This window comes from Neobacillus sp. DHD-1R (assembly GCF_057747995.1).
Map to the genome: position 1 here is coordinate 2,622,160 of NZ_CM173232.1, position 20,260 is coordinate 2,642,419.

General features: G+C 36.4%; 25 protein-coding genes. 15 read left to right on the top strand and 10 right to left on the bottom strand.

From position 1 onward, the window contains the following. The first annotated feature begins 166 nt into the window (after positions 1-166). From AC3ANL_RS12635 to AC3ANL_RS12645, 3 genes are all read left to right on the top strand, one after another. Entirely contained in the window at positions 167-616 is a 450-nt protein-coding gene (locus AC3ANL_RS12635; protein WP_488329549.1) for a GNAT family N-acetyltransferase, read from the top strand. A gap of 103 nt (positions 617-719) precedes the next feature. Next, complete coding sequence (locus AC3ANL_RS12640; RefSeq protein ID WP_488329550.1) at positions 720-1,109, top strand: YybH family protein; 390 nt, start codon at positions 720-722, stop codon at positions 1,107-1,109. 772 nt (positions 1,110-1,881) lie between these two features. Continuing rightward, the gene (locus tag AC3ANL_RS12645; RefSeq protein ID WP_488329551.1) at positions 1,882-2,976 is read left to right on the top strand and encodes an L-dopachrome tautomerase-related protein; all 1,095 of its coding nucleotides are present in this window, start codon (positions 1,882-1,884) and stop codon (positions 2,974-2,976) included. A 233-nt stretch (positions 2,977-3,209) separates the two neighbouring features. Here AC3ANL_RS12645 and AC3ANL_RS12650 read toward each other — a convergent pair whose 3' ends face one another. The 6 genes from AC3ANL_RS12650 to AC3ANL_RS12675 form a co-directional block, all read right to left on the bottom strand. Beyond that, positions 3,210-3,512 (bottom strand): spore coat protein, encoded by a 303-nt coding sequence (locus tag AC3ANL_RS12650; RefSeq protein ID WP_488329552.1) that lies wholly within the window; start codon positions 3,510-3,512, stop codon positions 3,210-3,212. 18 nt (positions 3,513-3,530) lie between these two features. After that, on the bottom strand, positions 3,531-3,725 hold the full coding sequence (locus AC3ANL_RS12655) for a hypothetical protein (RefSeq protein WP_488329553.1): 195 nt from the start codon (positions 3,723-3,725) through the stop codon (positions 3,531-3,533). Positions 3,726-3,742: 17 nt separating this feature from the next. Continuing rightward, a complete protein-coding gene (locus AC3ANL_RS12660) occupies positions 3,743-4,879 on the bottom strand; it encodes a zinc-dependent alcohol dehydrogenase (protein ID WP_488329554.1) in 1,137 nt (378 codons plus the stop codon). An 18-nt stretch (positions 4,880-4,897) separates the two neighbouring features. Further along, positions 4,898-5,266, bottom strand: a complete 369-nt coding sequence (locus AC3ANL_RS12665) for a spore coat protein (RefSeq protein WP_488329555.1) — start codon at positions 5,264-5,266, stop codon at positions 4,898-4,900. A 16-nt stretch (positions 5,267-5,282) separates the two neighbouring features. Then, positions 5,283-5,528 (bottom strand): spore gernimation protein GerQ, encoded by a 246-nt coding sequence (locus AC3ANL_RS12670; protein WP_066255762.1) that lies wholly within the window; start codon positions 5,526-5,528, stop codon positions 5,283-5,285. A 290-nt stretch (positions 5,529-5,818) separates the two neighbouring features. Continuing rightward, a complete protein-coding gene (locus AC3ANL_RS12675) occupies positions 5,819-6,322 on the bottom strand; it encodes a CBO0543 family protein (RefSeq protein WP_488329556.1) in 504 nt (167 codons plus the stop codon). Positions 6,323-6,594: 272 nt separating this feature from the next. Here AC3ANL_RS12675 and AC3ANL_RS12680 point away from each other — a divergent pair, with 272 nt between their 5' ends. Further along, on the top strand, positions 6,595-6,933 hold the full coding sequence (locus tag AC3ANL_RS12680) for a hypothetical protein (protein ID WP_488329557.1): 339 nt from the start codon (positions 6,595-6,597) through the stop codon (positions 6,931-6,933). A gap of 156 nt (positions 6,934-7,089) precedes the next feature. Here AC3ANL_RS12680 and AC3ANL_RS12685 read toward each other — a convergent pair whose 3' ends face one another. From AC3ANL_RS12685 to AC3ANL_RS12695, 3 genes are all read right to left on the bottom strand, one after another. Next, complete coding sequence (locus AC3ANL_RS12685) at positions 7,090-7,203, bottom strand: IS3 family transposase (RefSeq protein ID WP_488329719.1); 114 nt, start codon at positions 7,201-7,203, stop codon at positions 7,090-7,092. A gap of 164 nt (positions 7,204-7,367) precedes the next feature. Next, on the bottom strand, positions 7,368-7,715 hold the full coding sequence (locus AC3ANL_RS12690; RefSeq protein ID WP_488329558.1) for a hypothetical protein: 348 nt from the start codon (positions 7,713-7,715) through the stop codon (positions 7,368-7,370). Between the two features lie 290 nt (positions 7,716-8,005). After that, the gene (locus AC3ANL_RS12695) at positions 8,006-8,395 is read right to left on the bottom strand and encodes a Gfo/Idh/MocA family protein (RefSeq protein WP_488329559.1); all 390 of its coding nucleotides are present in this window, start codon (positions 8,393-8,395) and stop codon (positions 8,006-8,008) included. Positions 8,396-8,684: 289 nt separating this feature from the next. On the opposite strand from AC3ANL_RS12695, the gene AC3ANL_RS12700 reads away from it, so the two are divergent. The 4 genes from AC3ANL_RS12700 to AC3ANL_RS12715 all read left to right on the top strand — a co-directional run bounded on the left by AC3ANL_RS12700 (position 8,685) and on the right by AC3ANL_RS12715 (position 12,248). Beyond that, positions 8,685-9,473: a DUF2161 domain-containing phosphodiesterase gene (locus tag AC3ANL_RS12700; RefSeq protein ID WP_488329560.1), complete on the top strand. Its 789-nt coding sequence runs from the start codon at positions 8,685-8,687 to the stop codon at positions 9,471-9,473. A gap of 134 nt (positions 9,474-9,607) precedes the next feature. Next, the gene (locus AC3ANL_RS12705; RefSeq protein ID WP_488329561.1) at positions 9,608-10,522 is read left to right on the top strand and encodes a VOC family protein; all 915 of its coding nucleotides are present in this window, start codon (positions 9,608-9,610) and stop codon (positions 10,520-10,522) included. A gap of 40 nt (positions 10,523-10,562) precedes the next feature. Then, on the top strand, positions 10,563-11,213 hold the full coding sequence (locus AC3ANL_RS12710) for a YdeI/OmpD-associated family protein (protein WP_488329562.1): 651 nt from the start codon (positions 10,563-10,565) through the stop codon (positions 11,211-11,213). Positions 11,214-11,396: 183 nt separating this feature from the next. Beyond that, the gene (locus tag AC3ANL_RS12715) at positions 11,397-12,248 is read left to right on the top strand and encodes a DegV family protein (RefSeq protein ID WP_488329563.1); all 852 of its coding nucleotides are present in this window, start codon (positions 11,397-11,399) and stop codon (positions 12,246-12,248) included. Positions 12,249-12,509: 261 nt separating this feature from the next. Here the strand turns inward: AC3ANL_RS12715 and AC3ANL_RS12720 are convergent, their stop codons facing one another. Continuing rightward, positions 12,510-13,163: a GntR family transcriptional regulator gene (locus AC3ANL_RS12720; protein ID WP_488329564.1), complete on the bottom strand. Its 654-nt coding sequence runs from the start codon at positions 13,161-13,163 to the stop codon at positions 12,510-12,512. Between the two features lie 135 nt (positions 13,164-13,298). Between AC3ANL_RS12720 and AC3ANL_RS12725 the strand changes: the two genes are divergently transcribed. The 7 genes from AC3ANL_RS12725 (at position 13,299) to AC3ANL_RS12755 (ending at position 20,183) form a co-directional block, all read left to right on the top strand. After that, on the top strand, positions 13,299-14,975 hold the full coding sequence (locus AC3ANL_RS12725) for a 2-oxoacid:acceptor oxidoreductase family protein (RefSeq protein WP_488329565.1): 1,677 nt from the start codon (positions 13,299-13,301) through the stop codon (positions 14,973-14,975). Between the two features lie 10 nt (positions 14,976-14,985). Continuing rightward, entirely contained in the window at positions 14,986-15,810 is an 825-nt protein-coding gene (locus AC3ANL_RS12730) for a thiamine pyrophosphate-dependent enzyme (RefSeq protein WP_488329566.1), read from the top strand. Positions 15,811-15,847: 37 nt separating this feature from the next. Further along, complete coding sequence (locus AC3ANL_RS12735) at positions 15,848-16,942, top strand: Glu/Leu/Phe/Val family dehydrogenase (protein WP_488329567.1); 1,095 nt, start codon at positions 15,848-15,850, stop codon at positions 16,940-16,942. A gap of 25 nt (positions 16,943-16,967) precedes the next feature. Continuing rightward, positions 16,968-17,726: an SDR family NAD(P)-dependent oxidoreductase gene (locus tag AC3ANL_RS12740; protein ID WP_488329568.1), complete on the top strand. Its 759-nt coding sequence runs from the start codon at positions 16,968-16,970 to the stop codon at positions 17,724-17,726. Between the two features lie 15 nt (positions 17,727-17,741). Next, on the top strand, positions 17,742-18,089 hold the full coding sequence (locus AC3ANL_RS12745) for a cupin domain-containing protein (protein ID WP_488329569.1): 348 nt from the start codon (positions 17,742-17,744) through the stop codon (positions 18,087-18,089). Between the two features lie 221 nt (positions 18,090-18,310). Then, positions 18,311-19,777, top strand: coding sequence for a sodium/proline symporter (locus AC3ANL_RS12750; protein ID WP_488329570.1), 1,467 nt, complete (start codon positions 18,311-18,313; stop codon positions 19,775-19,777). A gap of 166 nt (positions 19,778-19,943) precedes the next feature. After that, positions 19,944-20,183 carry a hypothetical protein gene (locus AC3ANL_RS12755; protein WP_488329571.1) on the top strand — a complete coding sequence of 80 codons (240 nt, stop codon included), beginning with the start codon at positions 19,944-19,946 and terminating at the stop codon, positions 20,181-20,183. Positions 20,184-20,260: the final 77 nt, after the last annotated feature.

Genomic DNA, 20,260 nt, shown 5'->3' on the forward strand with positions numbered 1-20,260 from the left:
TTATAGAAATGAAAACGGTAGGTATTGAACTATCTGTGCAGGATACTGAAAGAAGATAGAAAGAAATTTTTTCAAAATAAGATACTCACAGCGTGTATTATTTCATCAATTTTAAAGACAGGAAACAACAGATAAATTCGTAAACAACTTTTAAGGAGGTATTGTAGTGAACCAACACAAATTTATAATAACTCAGTATAATCCTACATATGCTGAACAGACAGTGGGAATGTGGCTAGATAGTAAGGAACGGGCAATTGGTCAGAAAGAAATTCATAGCTTTGAAAATCATATTTATTTTTTAAATATTATATTATCTAAGCAGTATCAAATAGATTTAGCGTTAATTGATGACAAAGTAGTTGGAATGATTGCCTATACTAAAAGGGAAATAAGCCAACTTTATATTCATATTGATTATCAAGGAATCGGAATAGGTCAAACATTACTTGACAAGGTAAAAGAACAATCAAGTGGGAGATTAACATTATATACATTTGAAGTAAATGAAGACGCACAACGATTTTATGAAAAGAATGGATTTGAAATCTTTGGTAGAGGACACGAAAATGAAGAAAATTTACCGGATATTCAATATGAATGGATATCCAAATAATTAATGTAAACGGAGACTATAGGTATAAAAAAGTTAAAGGAAAAGCAATTGCTTAACCGGTTTTTGTTTATATTGATAATGTTATCTCGGTGGGGGTATTTTGATGGAACACGAATTGAAAGATTTTATTAAGAAGTGCGACCTTGCAATCAAACAGGAGGATTTTGATACTTTGATGAACTACTATACCGAGGACGCAATTTTAGTTGTAAAACCTGGAATGATTGCACGAGGTAGAGAAGAAATAAAAAAAGCATTCATTGCAATTGCAAATTACTTCAATAATTCCCTTTTACCAACACAGGGAGAAATGATTATTTTAGAAACTGGTGATACCGTATTAGTTATTTCCCAAACCCTACTTGATGCTGATAAAAAAGATAACGAATTTTTAATGGATAGAAGGGCGACATATGTGTTTAAGAAAAATCCACAAGGCGAATGGCTGTGTGCGATAGATAACTCATATGGTACCGACTTAATTGGTAAATAGGTAGTAAATGTTGAATAAGGATGAGGTTGCTTTTGCAGCCTTTTTTATTTTACTAATGGTTCAGTTTAGTGAATAAGGAATATTAAATGACAGGTAATAGATAAGTAACCATATAGAAAGGTGGGGGACGACTATCAAATGCACGTGGTGCTGAAAGGGGATACTTTTTAAATATTGACATATGCTTAAATAAATATTAATTGAGGGGAGCTGTAACCTCATGCAACGGATAAAACTTATGATTAAAGTGTTTCTGAATGAACCTATGTGGTTCAAAATATTAATTTCTATAACTTTCCTTACTTCAATTATTTTAAGCAGTTCAATTTTTTCAAATCATGCTTATTTGCGAAGTTGTTCCAAATTTGCGGCGGCTATCTTCTTTTGTGCTTACGGTATTAAATTTAGGAGGAATTTTAAAACGGCTTTACTCTTTTATGTTTGTTCGGTAATATGTATTTTCCTATCCATTAGGTCATTATTTTAGTTTTATAATGGATTAAAATTAAGACATTAAAAAGATGAAAATTTTATTTATAACAGCTTAACGTTGATTCGGGAATATTGAACTTCGCTACCTGCTAATTGAATTCTACTTCATCTGGAGACCTTTAAATTAAAATGTTTCCTTTCTTCTGACAGACTTATTAAATTTCGAAAACAATCAATTCAATCATCTTTTCGTATAGAAAAACTTTTTAAGAAACATGCACTAGAAAAAATATAAATCATATATAGGAGATATCCAGTTTGAATGCTTGAGGAGGATATTATGAAACATATGTTACCTAGTGAAAAATATTTCGGTAATTTAGAACTAGTTTATGCATTTTATGGGGCTATGCCTACAGGTGTTACTGTTTCAGAAACCGGTCGTTTTTTCATTTGCTTTCCGAAATGGGGAGACGATGTTAAATTTACGGTGGCGGAAATTGTTGAGGATAAATTGCAGCCTTATCCTAATTTACAAACCAATTTGGTTAACCCCGAGAATATCACAATGACTTTCATCAGTGTCCAAAGTGTAGTTGCTGATGGAAGGGGAACGCTTTGGATATTAGATACAGCGGCACCGAATTTTTCTGAACCAATAAAAGGAGGGGCAAAACTAGTCGCTGTTGATTTAAAAACCAATACAATAAGAAAAGTATATACCTTTACAGAAGATGTTGTCCTGCCCACAACTTATCTGAATGATGTCCGATTTGATTTTCGTGTTGGAAAAGCTGGTTATGCATATATAACCGATTCATCTTCCAAAGGACCAGGAGCAATTATCATCGTAGATTTAGAAAATGGAAACGCGTTTAGACGGTTAAATGGAGCAAATTCAACTTCACCGGATCCCTATTTTTTACCGAAAGTAGAAGGTGAAATTTTGATGAATCGAAATCCAGATGGCGGGGCTTCTCCCTTTAGATTGGCGTCTGATGGTATAGCGATTTCTCCCGATGGAAAGATTTTATTTTTCTGTCCACTTACCAGTCGTCATCTGTTCTCGATCTCAACAGAAGCCCTAAGAGACAGAACGATATCGGACATGGATTTACTATATCATGTGGAGTATTGGGGAGAAAAAGGTGCTTCTGATGGGATGATCACAGGTGCAAAAGGAACCGTTTATGCTGGAGACTATGAAAACAACAGTATCCGTAAGATATTGCCGAATGGCATAATGGAAACAATCGCACATGATCCGAGAATTTTGTGGCCGGATACTTTTTCAATTGGTCCGGATCAATATTTGTATGTCATTGTGAACCAATTACATCGGCAGGCTAGATTTCATTATGGAAAAGACTTACGACAGAAACCTTATAGTTTACTTCGTATAAAAATTGATGAATTTCCTGCTCCTACCATTTGATAATAAAAAATAGTTGGTTCATTTTTTTGTAAAATTTGAACAGGTAAGCATGGAGCCAATAGGTCGTAATTGGCTTAATTTAGCTCTAACCCTAAAAGAAAAGACCTCAAATTTGTAAATGTAAAAGAAAATGGCCGTTACAAAAGGAGGGAAATTGTATATTTCCCTCCTTTAAATATAAATGGTTTATTAGGAACAGTTTAGATTGGTAATGTTAAACTGCTCCTATTTTATTAGTATAGAGGCGGTAAGTTCAATGCTGTATTGATATTATTTAAATCTAAATTGATTTGTTCGTTTGTATCCCAAGCATGGTACCATCCTTTTTCTACCATATATGCGGAAATTTGTTCCTGCATATCAAGAGCTTCCATTAAATGGCGAGTGAGCATTTCTTTAATTTCCGGCGTTCCTGCTTCCGTAACTGCCATGGCATAATTTCTAACTCCACTTTTAGCTGCAATCAATAAATCCATTGCAACGATTTGATCCGATAGTCCGTCCATGCCCGTTAAAGTTTCAATGATTGGATTCATGTTCATTCATCTCCTAATTTACTGCTTAGCGTTGGAAAGGATAGAAGCATATTCTTGTAATTGTCTCGTAGATACATCAATGTCTTGCTGCATAATATCTTTTAATTGCTGATCTGTAACTAACGCTTTCATCGTTTTGGACTTAGTCAAACAAGTGGTCTTAAATGCAGCCATCTCATGGACCTCAAGAACTTCATGTAAGGCGTAGTTCATTTTTTATACCTCCTTCCTCAAGGTTTCAACACGACTTTTATACAATCATCCATTTTTGTGTCAAAAATCTCATAGCCCCGCTTTGCTTCACTAAGTGGAAGTACATGACTCACGACATCTCCTGGATCAATTTTTCCGGTCGAAACTAATTCAAACATATATGGCATATAGTGAATCACAGGTGCTTGCCCGGAGCGGATATTGATATTTCGCTGCATAATATCTCCAAGAGGGAAACCATTATATCTGCCGCCGTAAACGCCAGTAACTTGAATTGTCCCGCCTTTACGCACTGCTTGTGAAGCCATGATAACCGCACTTAATGCTCCGCCTTGAAGCTTCATCCCGCTCGCAAGGAACTCCATATCAGTCATTTTACCGTCCATACCAACTGCATCAATGACAACATCAGCGCCGCCTTTGGTGATTTCCTTCAGGTAACTTCCTACATTCTCATGGTCCTCAAAGTTAACAATTTCTACTTTGTTGGTGCGCTTTGCGTGCTGCAGGCGATAATTGACATAATCAACGGCAATGACTCGCTTTGCCCCTTTTAACCAACAGAATTTTTGAGCAAAAAGACCAACCGGACCACAGCCAAGAACAATAACTGTATCTCCATCCTTTACGCCTGCATTGTCAACACTCCAAAAACCAGTAGTCATCGCATCGGCAATAACTGCTAACTTTTCGTCTGGTTCTTCACAAGTCTCTGGAATTTTGAAATGAGTAAAGTTGGCAAACGGCACTCTTAAATATTCAGCTTGCCCACCTGGATAGCCACCCGTCGTACCAGAATATCCGAAATAGGCACCCATATCACCATTATCATTAGAATTATCACATTGGCTTTCCAAATGGTTTTTACAGTAAGAGCATTCACCGCATGCTATATTAAAAGGAATAATGACACGATCTCCCTTTTTTAGCTTAGTCACACCTGGACCAACTTCTTCGACGATTCCCATTGGTTCATGGCCAATAACATAGTTTTCTTGCAGGTTAGGAATCATGCCATGAATTAAATGTAAATCAGACCCACATATAGCAGTACTCGTTACTTTAATAATCATGTCATCTGGTTTTTCAATCTTTGGATCTGGAACTTCTTTGACTACAACATTTTTAATACCTTGATACGTTACTGCCTTCATTGGTTACATCCTCCAGTGTTAGTGTTCATCAGGTGTCCGGTCAAACATACCTTTTCTATTGGTCTCAACAGGGAATAGATTCATTTTGCCAATCATCAATGTATTGTTGGCAGAGAGTTGGTCTAATTGATATTGTTCACTTAGTTCGTATGGATGAAACCATTTTTTACCAATCATTAGTTCTGTAATTTCTTGGTGCATGGCAATCCCTTGCATTAAATGGTTACGTAAGAGGGTTCTAACATCAGGTGATGCGGACTCCGTTAATGCGACAGCAATATTGCGAACACCTTCTTTGGCACGAAGAAGTAGATCCATCGCAAATGTGGTATCTGCTAGCTCTGGTACGTGTAGCGAGTTTATAGGGTCTAAATAGTCATTGTTCAATGAATTTGCCTCCCTTTCAATTTATTATTGGTGTTGGCCGGTTTTGAGGAACAGGAGCTTCAAAAGGTGCACGTTGATAAATTGCCTGTAATTCTCCAAGCGCTTGCATGGATTGTTCAACATCTTTTTGCATTAATGCTCTCAAATCATGATCAAATACCAGTCCTTGCATTAGTTTTGATTTCGCTAAGCAAAGGGTTTTAAAATTAATAACTTCATGTAGATCCAATGACTCATGATCGGCTAATTTTTGATTATCCATTTCTAATTAACCTCCTTATTCGTTAATACAATCAATTGTATTGTTCCATAAATAGGAGGGAAACATTCTTTAATTTTTTTTAAAATTGGTAAATTATCTTAAAGGATTGGAATATTCATAAAGTGGGGGAAATTCATTTATTGTGATGGCTGAGGATGATTGCTGCTGCGGTCTTTTTTCTAGTGGCTAAGAAAAATGTTCAACCAGAAATATCTGGTTGAACTTATAATACGAAAGAAAGAAGAAATGCCTGATCCTTTTTACTCTTATTGTTGATTAAGAACCTCCATCTAAGAAAAATCGTATTTATTATTGAAGAGACGTCTTATAACAGACATTGAAAATCTGACCAATAAAAAGGAAAAAGAAAGCGAATAAAAAGTGGTTTTCCAATTCCACCCCTTTTTATATTTAACAAGCTGTGTATTTTTTTCTAGCCATAGCTCAGTAATAGTCATCGGTACACTGAAATACAGAACTTTTAAAAGGCACTGAAGGATGCGAGAATCCTTAGTCAGTTGATTATAAAAGACACAAGAAATTGGAAAAATTATGTAATCAAACACCACACTTGTTTTAACTTGTTTTGGAAATCGGATGGGATATTTAACATAACCTTTATTTACAACCAGTTTATCGACCAATGATGCATAATAACTTTTTATAAAGAAAACTAGGAGCCAGTCCTTTGCAAGTGGTTTTTTAATTAAGTAAATAAAGGAACTAATACCAAAGAAATAAAGCAATTTTATAAGGTTTTGATCAAATTTTCGACCCATGTTTAGCACCTCCATAAGGTAGGTTATCTCTGATGCAGGTGGTTATACTTAGGACATTCGAAAATTAGATAAGTAAACAATGAATAAACAAGGCTCTATTTTGATATAAAATTGATTCCTAATTGTGAACATTTTCACTTAAACAAACGGGGGCTAGAGTATAAGAAGGGGACTGCTGCGGTAATGGCACTCTCTTTTTTTCTTATTGTTATGACGAAGCAGTCCAGTTAATGATTTCGTGATTTATTGTGAACTTTTACTAAAAGGGACTTTATTGTTGAGTATCAATGTTAATAAAAGGAGCCTTAAAAAACGTTGACCAAAGTGTTGTTAATATTAGCGAACAAGGTAATAAGGTTATCAAAGAAGATGATGTCAGAGAAATAGTTTGGAAGCAATTGTCTTCAGAACAAAGAGAATGGATTGATGGTACTTGGAAAGATGGTAAGGTTTCTAAAATTACTCTGAATGAAAATATGATGACTCAAGTTGATGACAAATCATATGAAGGAAAAGAAGTGTATTTGATTGATTTTCCTACTAAAAGTAAATCAGTTCCAAATAATATGATTGTTTATGCAAATAAAGATACTTTTGAATACATAGGGAATGGGCTTTTAGATTAAAGTACGAAGGCTCGAATGCCTTTGTTAGTTCAATAAATTCACAGATATTTAAACCATAGATAAAACAATATGTTAAAATTTAGAAAATGAATGTTTAGAGCATTTAATAAGCTTATCTGAAAAGGAAGGGATTTGTTTGTGTTCATCCAAGAGTTTTTATGGGGGATAAAACACGATGGCTCCCGATTTTTGCTTTATCCGTTTGTTATTATAATAATGGATATAATCTTCAATTCTCTTATTTAATTCCTCAAATGAGGGCAGTGCTATTGTGTTAGCCGCACTGCCCCGTCATCTATTTTGTCCAATTGCAACAAATTTACGAGGAGAGATTATAATAAGCATTACGATAGACGCTTAATACAATACCAATAAGAAGAGAATTTAAGACAGTCATGAGTCCGGTTTAATACCGTATTCATACCCACCAAACATCATTTCATCATCCTGTCATTTTTAAATAAGATCAGATTTACCCTGATTATCATTTGGATAATTAAGACCATATGTTCTCTTATTCTATCCATCACATTCATTGTTTTATATGAATTATTATAAGAGTTTATTGAAGACTCTGTTTCTCCATTTTCGATTAAATCTAAAAATTCTTTTACTTCGTAATACATTACAGGATACGGTTGTTCAACTGTTAATTGTTCAATAGAACCATCATTATAACGGATCTCTACTTGTTCTGGTGTGTGCAATTTATCTATAATCATGCAGCCATTTTCACCTTGGATTTCACTAGGTAAGTAAGAATTACTAATTTTTGAATACATAACGACTGCTTCTTAATCTTCATTTTTAAGTAGCACATTACCTTCACCATCAACACCTGAATCCAACATAATACTAGTTGCTTTTATATCAAGTGGTTCTCCAAACAATGCTATTAATGGATATATACAATATGTACCAAGGTCCATCAATGATCCGTTTGCATAAATTGGATTAAAAGCATTTAGTACAATTCCTTCTTTATATTTATCGTAACGCGATGAATACTGACAATAGCTTGAAAAAAATTTTCGAATTTGGCCAATTTTTTGTGTAGATTGTTTTGGATGATTTAAAAGTTAGGAAGAAGTGTCGATTTCATGGCCTCCATTAATAACATATTATTTAATTTTGCAGTTTCAATCATTTTCTTTACTTCTGTTGCATTTGCTGCTAAAGGTTTTTCACATAAAACATGTTTGCGGTTCTTTAAAAATAATATCGCTTGGTTTGCATGATAGGAGTTCGGTGTAGCGATATATACCGCATCAATTATTGAACTTGAGGCCATTTCTTCAAGATTCGTAAAAATGTTTTCAACATTATACTTATTTGCAAATTCATTTGCCCGTTCACTCGTTCTGGAATAAACGGCTGTTAGTTCAAAGTTTTTAACTCGTTTTGCGGCATGTAGCAATTGTTCTGTTATCCAATTTGTACCAACCACTCCAACACGTACCATTCTCTAACCTCTTTTCCTTATTTTTAATACTTCCTTATCTATCCTTTATCGATTTGAATTGTTAAATGTAACGATTTCAATTTAAACGTCTGATTTTTCTAAAAATATAGGAGGTGGCTCTTTATCCGTGATCAATGTATCTATATTAGTAAATTTTATTAATTTATTAGAAGAACATCCTTTTCCAAGAACAAATTATAGGTTACATTTTATTTATAAAATCTAGTTCATCGGTTCTAAAAACGATTTTTGGGAAGTGTGTTGGTTTGAATTGGATGGTGATGGTGTAATGACGGATACAAAAAAGCTGCAAGAGATGGATTTATATAAACCAATTCAAACATTTTTTGTAATGGAAGGTTATGAGGTTTACGGTGAAGTAAAAGATTGTGATATCGTTGCTGTTAAAGCTGAGGAATTAGTTGTGATTGAATTAAAACTATCGTTAAGCGTTGATTTGCTCATACAAGCTGCCAAACGACAGCGTATAACGGATCAAGTATATATTGCAATCCCAAAACCAAAGTATCGCTTAAATTCTAGACGGTGGGCTGATAAATGCCATTTAATTCGACGGCTTGAGTTAGGGTTAATTATGGTTTCGAATCCATTGAAACAGGCGAAGACAGAAATAGTCTTCCATCCATCACCGTTAAATCGTGGCAAAAGCAGGGGTCAAAGCAAGTTAAAGAGAGAATCTGTTTTGAAGGAAATCAATGGGCGAAGTACAGATTATAATGTTGGCGGAAGCACTCGGACCAAAATAATGACAGCTTATAAAGAGAATTGTATTCAAATTGCTTGTTACTTAAGGCATTTCGGGCCGTTATCTCCGAAAACCTTAATTCAGTTAGGAACTGGAGACAAAACTTCCTCCATTCTAGTTAAAAACTATTATGGCTGGTTTGAAAGAATTAAGAGAGGCACCTATGTTATTAGTGAAAGGGGGAGAAAAGAAGTAGAGGAATATCCTGACCTTTTGAATTTCCACTTAAATAGTGTAAAGAAGCAGGACTGCAACCCGATTGAGGATGAGACTGGTCTTATTCCGTTAGAACAGTTTAATCTTAAAAAGTAAGCGGGAGAAATTTTAAGACAAGTGAAGTATTGTTCTAATAATACAGAGCAATTGGATTATACTTATTTCACAGGTATTTTTTTGGTCCATTCTTGTCGTATAAAAATGTTCAGAAAATTAAAGGAGGAATAACGATGTCAAATACAAATGAAAAAATCGTTCCGCATTTATGGTATGACAAGGAGGCAAAAGAAGCAGCCGAGTTTTATGCTGCCATATTCCCGGACTCGAAAATTACAGATGTAACAACAATCCACGATACACCCTCTGGCGACTCCGAGATTATCACTTTTGAGCTATGGGGGCAGAAGTTCGTGTCAATCAGCGCAGGACCTTTTTTCAAAATCAATCCGTCTGTATCTTTCATCGTTAATTTTGACCCATCGCGAGAAAAAGACGCAGGAGAAAAATTAAATGAGGTTTGGAACAAATTGTCCGAAGGTGGATCAGTGTTAATGCCACTTGGTAAGTATCCGTTCAGTGAGATGTATGGCTGGATTCAGGACAAGTATGGTTTGTCCTGGCAGTTAATCCTAACCAATCCAGAAGGTGAAGAGCGGCCTGCAATAGTGCCATCACTTTTGTTTGTCGGTGATAAATGCGGTAAGGCGGAAGAGGCGATTAGTTTTTATTTATCAGTATTTAAGAACGCAAAGCAGGGACTTATCGCCCGCTACCCTAAAGGCATGGAACCTGACAAAGAAGGAACGATCATGTTCTCTGATTTTATGCTTGAAAATCAGTGGTTTGCCGCAATGGATAGCGCGCACGAGCATAAATTCAGTTTTAACGAGGCAATCTCATTTATGGTGTACTGCGACACACAAGAAGAGATTGATTTTTACTGGGAAAAACTCTCTGCAGTTCCTGAAGCAGAGCAATGTGGCTGGCTAAAAGATAAGTTTGGTGTATCTTGGCAGATTGTGCCAAGTGAGATGGATGAGATGATGAGCAAGGGCACACCTAAGCAACTAGAACGCGTAACGAAAGCATTTCTTAAAATGAAGAAATTTGATCTTGAGGAATTACAGAAAGCATACAAAGGATAATGGTTTTTAATGAATCGCACTTAACGTAAAGGAGAAGATTATGACAATTATCAACAAATTAAATCTTGACAAGTATAAAAATATGGCCGTTCTTAATCAACCAAGTGATTATGATGTATTTAATGGATATCAGAAGGCATTATCTGGAGGCCATGATGCTATTTTCATCTTTGTAGAAACGATTGACGAAATGGTGAAATATACTGATAGCATCATCAAGGAGCAACAATTACTTGAAAAAGGATACCTATTTTTTGCTTATCCAAAAAAAGGGAATAAGCGGTATGAAACCTTTGTACATAGAGATGAAATCTTTCCAGCTATGAAAGTGGCCGAAGATGGATATGTAGAAAAAAGCGATTTAAAATTTTCGCGGATGGTCAGTATGGATGAAGTGTTTACGATCATTGGTTTAAAGCGGGAGAAAAAGAAAACCAAAAAATCAACCGCTGCAAGTCAGTGTGTAGCCGATTATGAGGATAATGTGAAAGATATAGAAGCTGTTTTAACGGATTATCCAAATGAACTCAAATTTTTTAGGGGATTAACACCTGGTTATCAAAGAGGTTGGGCTCGCTATATCTTTTCTGCAAAACAACAGAGCTCACAAGAAAAACGAAAAGCACAAATGGTCGATATCTTATCACAAGGGTATAAATCGGTTGATTTATTTCGGCAGAAAAAGGAATAAGACTACAAATCTTACAAAAAAAGCGCCAGGCACTATCCAATTATTGGAAGGCACCTCGCGCTTTATTTTTTAATATATATTTCTGGATAAGTGAAGCCTATCCACCTTTTGATGTATAGTAGAGAAGAACAAAAAGTGGAAAACGTAAAATTACGCCTTTTTATTTAGAAGTGGGGGATATTTATGAGAAAAATTATTTTGTCGACAGAGAGTGGTGCGGATTTACCAAAAGAATTAGCTGATAAACATAATGTCCAAGTCGTTCCGATGCATGTGATTATGGATGGGCAGGATTATTTAGATGGTTCGTTACCTGTAACGGAGATTTATGACTATTACGAGCGGACAAAAAAAATACCCTCTACAACGTCTACAAATTCCCATGAATATCTCGAATTTTTCAAGAAGATAAAAAATGATTTTCCAGATTGTATCATCATACATATTGGTTATACGTCAAAGGCATCTTCTTCCTTTCAAAATGCAATCATCGCATCAGAAGAATTGGATGATATTTTTCTAATTGACGCTTTGAACGTAACAGGTGGATTAACGGCGATTGTGATGTATGCGGTTACCTTATTAGAGAATGAATCTTCAATTGATCCTGCTAAATTAGTAGCATGGATTGAATCAAAGGTTCCTAAATCAAGACTGGCTTTCGTTCCGGGGAGTTTAGAATTTTTAAGAGCTGGTGGGCGAGTTAGTAATCTAGCTTATCTCGGTGGGGCTTTGTTAAAAATAAAGCCGCGTATTGAACTAATTGATGGAAAGCTTGTTTCAACCAAAAAATATCGTGGGAAAATGGATATCGTTTCAGAAAAGCTCATGCGAGATTATTTAAATCAATACGAAATTGATAGAGAACAACTCTATCTTCTTTACTCTATCGGACTTGATGAAAGAATCAAGCAGGGGATGGATGAAATTGCAAAAGAAACAGGTTTCAAAAATGTAAAATGGATTCAAGCAGGCGCAATGATATCTACCCATGCTGGACCTGGCGGCATCGGAATAGCAGGATTAGAAGTTTAGGACAGTCAAAACCGGAGAGAAATGAACAAGTGATCGTTATTTATTAGAGGACATTTCATGGAAAATAAGTGTCAGGCACTATCCAATTACTGGAGGGTGCCCGGCATTTTTTGGAAGTGCTAGAATTTCGTTTTAAATCTAATCCCTTTCCTAATATTAATAGTTTAATAAATTCAAAAAAGGTCCTTTGTTTCTGACGTGGAATCTTACTTAAAAGAAAGACTTTAAATCAACAACTACCTAATCCCATAATATATATTTTTACATAAAATCCTTCAATGTCATTTGTTTAATGGTTTCGATATGTTCCTCCATTAAATTTTGAGCTAATAGAATATCTGAATTTAAAAGCGCAATAAGAATTTCTTTATGTTCGTTATTTGCCTGGCGGGGTCTTTCCTGGGAGTGAGCAATTATTACACCAATCCAGATTATTTGTGCTTCTAGCGATTCCATCATTTTTATTAAGCGGCTGTTTTTTGAATAGGTTATGAAGGTTTTGTGGAGATTTCGATCGGACTGAAAAAAGGAGTCGAAGTTCCCTGTATCGATATCATGATCCACATCCAAGACATTTTGGTAAATACTTTCCAAAGTTTGCAGTGGCATATATGCCATTGATAATTTTATTGCTTGCCTTTCCAGTGCTTTTCTAACTTCATATATTTCCTCGATATCTTTTACATTGGGCTGACTTACAAATGTGCCAGACCTGCTTTTAACATCCACTAAACCATCCTGTGAGAGAAGTTGCAATGCATCTCTTACAGGAGTTTTACTGACTCCCAACTCGTTAGCAATTTCATTATAATCGATTTTTGTTCCCGGCGTTAATTCATTATTTACAATTTTATTCCTTAAAAAGTAATAAATTTTTTCATTTAAATTTCGGTTATCGAAAGCAGCATTTATCATGATCATTCCCTCCGTTAACAAAATATATTTTATATTCAGAAATTATTGACAATTAAATTTATTGGTATTAATATCTAATATATCAGATATTATATATTACGACTAGATATTTTCTTAACAAAGGGAGGGAATTTATTGAAAAGTATTGCATTGTTTGGATTAACTGGGCAGGGGATTGAAACCGCTGGAGAAATCCTTTCAAAAGTTATTGAAACTCTTGGGTATACTCATCGGAATTGGCGAGATTTTTCAACCATTATTCGTGGAGGAAATACTGCTTTTGAGATTTATATTGCTGATAAATTTGAAACTGATTCTCCACCAAGAATAGAAAACATCGACTTGGCAGTTGTTTGGAATCAAGAGGGTGTGGATCGTTATCTACCTAGATTAAAGGATAAATCAAAGATATTTGGCCCAATAAATGTAAGGAATATACCAAGTGAACATCAAAGTAATTCTCCTAAACTTGGATTTAATGTTTGGTCTTTAGGGATTATTTGCGGACATCTAGGAATTCCATATCAACTGGTAACCTCTGAAGTGGAAAGGAAATTTAAAAAAGGGAAAAATACTGATTTATTTGAAGCAGGTTATCAATTGGGATTAACGATTTTATCCGAGGAGCCCCTGATACCGCTTGGGATAAAAAATGCAACTATCTCAGGAAATGATGCCTTATGTCTTGGGGCAATTGCTGGAGAAGTTCGTCATTATTATGGGTACCCTATTACTCCTGCATCGGAGATCTTGGAGAACTTTTCAAAGTGGCTGCCGCCATTAGGAGGAGGAGTCTTCCAGGTAGAGGATGAGATTGCGGCAATCCATGCAGCAGTAGGATGCAGTTACGCGGGTAAACGTACTTTTGTTGCTACAAGTGGACCAGGTTTAGCTTTAATGACCGAAGGATTAGGTTATGCAGCAGCAACAGAAATTCCTCTGGTGTTAGTAGATAATCAGCGTGGAGGACCATCAACGGGAATGCCAACCAAAACCGAACAAAGTGATTTATTACACCTTATGAATGCAGGACATGGGGAATTTGCCCGTATCCTACTCACCCCAACTAGTGTTTTAGATTGTATTGTCACAATTCAAGAAGCACTAAACCTCTCAGAATATTATCAATGCCCCGTGATTATTGCTTTAGATTTAGATCTTGCACTTAGAAAAATATCCATTCCATGGGAAAAAATTGAAAGCGCTATCAAATCTGTTGTAATCGATAGAGGCGCAACTATATTAGAAACGCCAATTGAAGGCACTTATATTAGATTTGAATCAAAAGATGGTTCGCCCCCTTTACGAACTGTTCCAGGTGTAAAAGGTGGAGCTTATGTAGCTAGTGGGGATGAACATGATGAAAGAGGACTAATGGAGCCAGATTTCAAAAAAGTTCGAAGTACGTTGCATGTCAGAAGGTTAAATAAGGCGAACTCCATAAACTACAATCGGTCATTAACAAGAGTCGGTGATGAAAAAGCTCCAATTACCATTATTGGTACAGGCGCAATGGGAGAATTAATCGAACACTTTGTTAAAGACAATCCAGGCGATTATCAAGGGCTGCTAATACGGCAACTTGCTCCGTTACCTAAGGAAGTATTGACTGCAGCATTGAAAAATTCTGCAAGAATCGTTGTCGCAGAGTATAATGCCAAAGCTCAAATACGAACCATTTTAGAACCAGGGTTAGCAAATAAAGAGGTGTATTCCCTGCTAAGATTTGATGGTGAACACTACACAGATAAAGAATTTAGTGAAGAAGTCTTAACCATTTTAAACGGGATCACTAGTAATCTGACAAATTAGGGGGGATAAAATGTCAGCATCATTAACTGCAAAGGATTTTTCAAATGGAAATTCACCAACATGGTGTCCTGGATGTGGAGACTTTGGTGTATTAAGGGGAATCCAAGGTGCCTTAGCAAAATTAAATATTAGACCAGAAAATTCTGTGCTTGTTTCAGGGATCGGCTGTAGTGGGAAAATATCTCATTATTTTGGGGGGTATTCTATCCATACTACACATGGTCGAACTTTACCTACTGCATTAGGGATTAAATCTTCAAGGCCAGAATTAACGGTGATTGCAGCAGGTGGTGACGGTGATGGATATGGAATTGGAGTAGGACACCTAGTTCATGCTGCTCGAAGAAATTTACCTGTCACGTATATTGTAATGGATAATTCCGTATACGGAAATACAAAGGGACAAACGTCACCAACCAGTCCATTAGGGTATGAATCATCAACTTCACCCAAGGGGAATCTTGACCAACCAATAAATCCGCTGCTTTTAGCATGGTCGTCAGGAGCTTCTTTCATTGGTCAAGGCTTCTCTGGTGACATAAAACAGTTAGAAGACCTAATTATAAAAGGAATACAACATGATGGTTTTTCCTTAATTAATGTTTTTAGCCCGTGTGTCGTTTTTAACAAAGCACAGGGATACGATTTTTACAAAAAGAAAATTACCTATCTGGATCGTCCGGCGGAAACAAGCCCAGAGTTCGTTTCCTTACTTTCTGAAAATCCTTTTACCGCTGGGGTACTCTGGCAGAATGAAAAAGAGACGACTAGATACCAGCAACAAAATATTATCGAAAGTGATGTACTTTCCTATTTAAAAGCAAGAATTGTTTAAATCTAGCAAACTATAACAATAATTTTGGGGTGAAGACATGGAAGGTAAAATCTATGAATACTTAGAAAAATACAATTATGAAAATCTGTTTTTTTTCAATGATAACGATACCGGTCTGAAGGGTGTAGTTTGTATTCATGATACAACATTGGGACCAGCAACTGGCGGCTTAAGAATGTGGACCTATCAAAACGAATGGGACGCAATTGAGGATTCCCTCCGACTTGGAAAGGGTATGACGTATAAATATGCTGCAGCTGGAGTGGATCTTGGCGGGGGAAAAGCGGTTATAATTGGAGATCCCAAAAAGCAAAAAAGTGAGGCTTTGTTTAGGGCATTTGGACGCTTTATCAATCGGTTAAATGGGTTATATATTACTGGTCAGGATGTTGGTACGACGTTAAGAGATATGGAAACGATTCGGTCGGAAACTCCCTATGTTGTTACGCTTCCACGAGAATTTGGCGGTGCGGGAGAAATCTCACCTTATACAGCACTTGGTGTATACCAAGCAATAAAAGCTTGCTCTAAGGAGAAACTTGGAACGGATAGTCTTGATGGTGTACGAGTTGCGGTTCAGGGTGTTGGAAATGTAGGGTATCATCTGGTTAAATACCTTGCGCAAGAAGGAGCAACAATCACGATTGCAGATATTGATAATAAGAGGGTTAAAGAAGTAGCCGACGAGTTTGGAACAAATATAGAGTCAGTAGAGAAAATTCATGCATTGGATGTTGATATTTATTCCCCTTGTGCCCTTGGAAAAGTTATCAATGATCGTTCGATAGAGGAGTTAAAATGTACGATTGTTGCTGGGTCTGCCAATAACCAGCTAACTGAAGAGAAGCATGGTAATTTCTTAGATGAATTAGGTATCCTTTATGCTCCTGATTATATTGCCAATGCCGGTGGGACAATTTTTGATACAGATCGAATCAAACCAGGTGGATTTAATGAACAAAGAGGGATCAATGCTGTCAATCGAATCTATGAGACGATGACCGATTTAATTCATATTTCAAAAACAGAGAATATACCGACTTATAAAGCTGCCGATTTATTTGCAGAAAGAAGAATTGAAAGTGTTGGGAAGGCGAAACAGTTGCGGAAACAAGTTTCCATCTTTAATTAAAAAATAAGCCTGGAGTGTGATCAAATTGCGGTTAAAAGATAAGGTTTGTGTTGTAACAGGTTCAAGTATGGGAATTGGGGAAGCAATTGCGGAACGATTTGCCCAAGAAGGTGCCAAAGTTGTTGTGAATTCTAGAAGTCAAGAACGAGCTGACAAGACGGCTGCAGCTCTTAAAGAAAAGGGATACGACGTATATGCTATTGCGGCAGACATGTCCAATAAGCAATCAGTTATTGCACTAATGGAAAAGACGGTTGAGAAGTTTGGTGGGGTAGATGTCCTAGTAAATAATGCAGGAGTCAACCGGATTGGCCCTTCCATTGAATTAAGTGAAGAAGATTGGCGGACTGTTATTGATACGAATCTGACTGGTACCTTTTTCGGCTGCCAAGAAGCGGCTAAATATATGCAGGGTAATGGGGGATCCATCATTAATATCACTTCTGTTTATGGTCAAGTTTGTGTCCCTATGAGAGCCGCATATAGTTCAACAAAGTTTGCGATGAATGGGTTAACGAAAGTCTTGGCCGTAGAATGGGCAGAAAAAAATATTCGTGTTAATGGTGTAGCTCCTGCCTATATTAAAACGCCATTGGATGAAACTGATCAGGAAGCTGGTGGATATGGGGATGCTGATGTAATCAGACGTACACCATTAAATCGTTTTGGTACGACTAAAGAAGTGGCAGACGTTGTATTATTTCTAGCATCAGATGAATCGAGTTATGTAACGGGTTCCATTTACAATGTCGATGGTGGTTGGGTTGCGTATGGCGGTTGGTAAATAAGGAGGAATTTGATGGGTGTCAAATTATTAGAAGAAAAGGGATATTTTTTTGAACCATTAGATGGAACAATCGGAACTGGCGGGGCGAAAATCGCTCGGTTTGTAACAGATGAACTTTCTCCCACTCTTGGCGGCGGAATGGTAAAGATGGAGAGGTGTAGATTTCCCTGGACAGTCCGTTATGATGAAATATTGTATGTAACCGAAGGTGAAATAATAATTGAATCTAATGGAGAAACCATTGTAGGTAAGGAAGGAGATTCATTTTTCATAGAAAAGGGGACGCCTATCGTTTATGAGGCTGTTTCCAGAGGAACCTTTCTATTTTCTTTATATCCGGCCAATTGGAATAAACAATAATCAATCAAGATGAAACATCTGTTTTCCTATTAAATAGATGTTTCATCTTATACAAATGCCCCATGGTGAAAACCTCATAGTTGGATTTTCAATCGCAAAAAAACAATAATTCTAAATAAAATATTCAAATTATTATGAATAGTTAGAATTTATGGATTCTATCCATTTAAATTAAAAGTCTTTTGATCGATGAAGAAAACTTGGAAAAGGGGCGAGAAGGTATGGATATGATTGTTCTAATTGAACTAATTATTTACTTTATTGCAATGATTGGGATAGGAATCTATTTTAGTCGTAAAGAGCTGGGATATGATGATTACCATCTTGGGGGTAATAAAATTCCCGGTTGGGCCTTGGCTTTTTCAGAAAGATCCACAGAAGCGTCGGCCTGGTTACTGCTTGGAGCTACGGGCTTTGCTTTTTCAACCGGGCTGTCTAGTATTTGGCTGTTTATCGGGATGTTAGCTGGAATCATTATTTCATGGTTATTTTTAGCTAAAAAATTTATGCAGGAGAGAATAAAGTATAATGCTCTGACTCTTCCAGACTATTTGTCAGCTAGATTTCCCAAACACGCAAATATAATAAGAGGGATTGGGGCAATAATCATCATTCCTTTCTTTACTCTTTATGTAGGGACCCAATTTGGCGGTACAGGACAGACTTTAGAACAAACGATGGGTATTAAACCAATAGTAGGAATCCTTATTGTCGCAGTTGTTGTCGTCGTATATTCATGTCTAGGAGGTTTCTTATCGGTTGTATGGACGGATGCCATTCAAGCTATTTTAATGGTTGTCACTCTCGTTGTTTTGCCGATTGTTGCCTTGTTTAAAATTGGTTCTTTAGACCTATCCATTAGTGAAGCACTTGTTCAAGCTGGAAATGGTGCGTCCTCTTGGACAGGTGGCTTAACAGGGGTAGGAATTGGTCTTCTTATTTATACAAACTTTTCATGGGCTCTGGGTTATTTGGGAGGGCAGCCACATATTAGTGCAAGATTTATGGCGTTAAAAAATGAAAAGGATGCGAAAATTGGTAGAAATGCTGCGATTCTCTGGGGAGTTTTAGCATATGGAGGGGCATTTTTAATTGGGATTACAGGGTTGACATTGTATGGAACAGGAAAAGTGGATAACGTTGAAATGATCCTGCCAATGATGTTGACTGATTTACTCCCTGGCTGGTTAGTTGGAATTTTACTAGCAGGTATTCTTGCCGCCATTATGTCAACAGCTTCATCTCAATTATTAGTCGTATCCACTTCTATAAGTGAAGATATCTTACACAAGATTATGGGGCTGACATTAACGGAAAAACAACTCTTATTGATTTCGCGTCTTTCAGTAACAATTGTTGGTTTATTTGGCTTAGTCATCGGTCTTATGTCTAAAACGTTGATTTACGTGGTGATTGGCTGGGCATGGGCAGGTGTTGGAAACAGTTTTGCCGCCGCCATTCTTTTAACATTCTTCTGGAAACGTATGTCCGGTGCTGGAGTTATTGCTGCACTTCTCACTGGCTTTATTAGTACCATCATATGGATTAATACACCTCTTGAGGGTATTGTTACCTCTCGTGGAGCTACATTAGTTTTAGCATTGTTAGCGGGAGTAATTGTTAGTTTGGCTATTCCGGAGAAAAAAGACGTATCATCAAAAAAGAGCGGAGGCTTGAATGTTACTTAATCATCTAGAGAATAAAAGGATCATTTTCTAGGCATCCATTCTAACTTCATTCGAAATACCTTGGCAGAACGAATGATTCGGCACTAATAGTAAGGGACAAAAAAGGAATAACACCAATAAAATGTATGAATTTGAAAGTTATGTCTATGAGCAAGGAGGGATATGGATGGAATTCTTTTTGAGTTGTTATGATAATGCATTTCCCTGTGAAGTGACCTTAGATGAAGAAAATGGAAGGTATATGCTAAGGAAATCAGATTCCAGCGGAGAATATTTTAATAGTCCAACAGAATTAGTGGATTGGATTAAAATTAGTTGGACGGAAAGAGAATTTATCAATCCCAGGGAATTTAAAGATATGATCAATTTTTTAGAAACGTATATTTGTAAATCTACTAATTATTGATTAAAACATAATATTTCTACTAGTAGGACCTTGGTAAGGGCCTGACCCGAGTGAAGTTATAAAAGGGCCAGGCTTTT

Bases quoted from the DNA above. Each gene is read 5' to 3' on its own strand.
- AC3ANL_RS12640 (WP_488329550.1), top strand. From the start codon at position 720: ATGGAACACGAATTGAAAGATTTTATTAAGAAGTGCGACCTTGCAATC.
- AC3ANL_RS12645 (WP_488329551.1), top strand. From the start codon at position 1,882: ATGAAACATATGTTACCTAGTGAAAAATATTTCGGTAATTTAGAACTA.
- AC3ANL_RS12650 (WP_488329552.1), bottom strand. From the start codon at position 3,512: ATGAATCCAATCATTGAAACTTTAACGGGCATGGACGGACTATCGGAT.
- AC3ANL_RS12655 (WP_488329553.1), bottom strand. From the start codon at position 3,725: ATGAACTACGCCTTACATGAAGTTCTTGAGGTCCATGAGATGGCTGCA.
- AC3ANL_RS12660 (WP_488329554.1), bottom strand. From the start codon at position 4,879: ATGAAGGCAGTAACGTATCAAGGTATTAAAAATGTTGTAGTCAAAGAA.
- AC3ANL_RS12670 (WP_066255762.1), bottom strand. From the start codon at position 5,528: ATGGATAATCAAAAATTAGCCGATCATGAGTCATTGGATCTACATGAA.
- AC3ANL_RS12675 (WP_488329556.1), bottom strand. From the start codon at position 6,322: ATGGAGGTGCTAAACATGGGTCGAAAATTTGATCAAAACCTTATAAAA.
- AC3ANL_RS12680 (WP_488329557.1), top strand. From the start codon at position 6,595: ATGTTAATAAAAGGAGCCTTAAAAAACGTTGACCAAAGTGTTGTTAAT.
- AC3ANL_RS12690 (WP_488329558.1), bottom strand. From the start codon at position 7,715: ATGTATTCAAAAATTAGTAATTCTTACTTACCTAGTGAAATCCAAGGT.
- AC3ANL_RS12695 (WP_488329559.1), bottom strand. From the start codon at position 8,395: ATGGTACGTGTTGGAGTGGTTGGTACAAATTGGATAACAGAACAATTG.
- AC3ANL_RS12700 (WP_488329560.1), top strand. From the start codon at position 8,685: ATGACGGATACAAAAAAGCTGCAAGAGATGGATTTATATAAACCAATT.
- AC3ANL_RS12705 (WP_488329561.1), top strand. From the start codon at position 9,608: ATGTCAAATACAAATGAAAAAATCGTTCCGCATTTATGGTATGACAAG.
- AC3ANL_RS12710 (WP_488329562.1), top strand. From the start codon at position 10,563: ATGACAATTATCAACAAATTAAATCTTGACAAGTATAAAAATATGGCC.
- AC3ANL_RS12715 (WP_488329563.1), top strand. From the start codon at position 11,397: ATGAGAAAAATTATTTTGTCGACAGAGAGTGGTGCGGATTTACCAAAA.
- AC3ANL_RS12720 (WP_488329564.1), bottom strand. From the start codon at position 13,163: ATGATAAATGCTGCTTTCGATAACCGAAATTTAAATGAAAAAATTTAT.
- AC3ANL_RS12730 (WP_488329566.1), top strand. From the start codon at position 14,986: ATGTCAGCATCATTAACTGCAAAGGATTTTTCAAATGGAAATTCACCA.
- AC3ANL_RS12735 (WP_488329567.1), top strand. From the start codon at position 15,848: ATGGAAGGTAAAATCTATGAATACTTAGAAAAATACAATTATGAAAAT.
- AC3ANL_RS12745 (WP_488329569.1), top strand. From the start codon at position 17,742: ATGGGTGTCAAATTATTAGAAGAAAAGGGATATTTTTTTGAACCATTA.
- AC3ANL_RS12750 (WP_488329570.1), top strand. From the start codon at position 18,311: ATGGATATGATTGTTCTAATTGAACTAATTATTTACTTTATTGCAATG.
- AC3ANL_RS12755 (WP_488329571.1), top strand. From the start codon at position 19,944: ATGGAATTCTTTTTGAGTTGTTATGATAATGCATTTCCCTGTGAAGTG.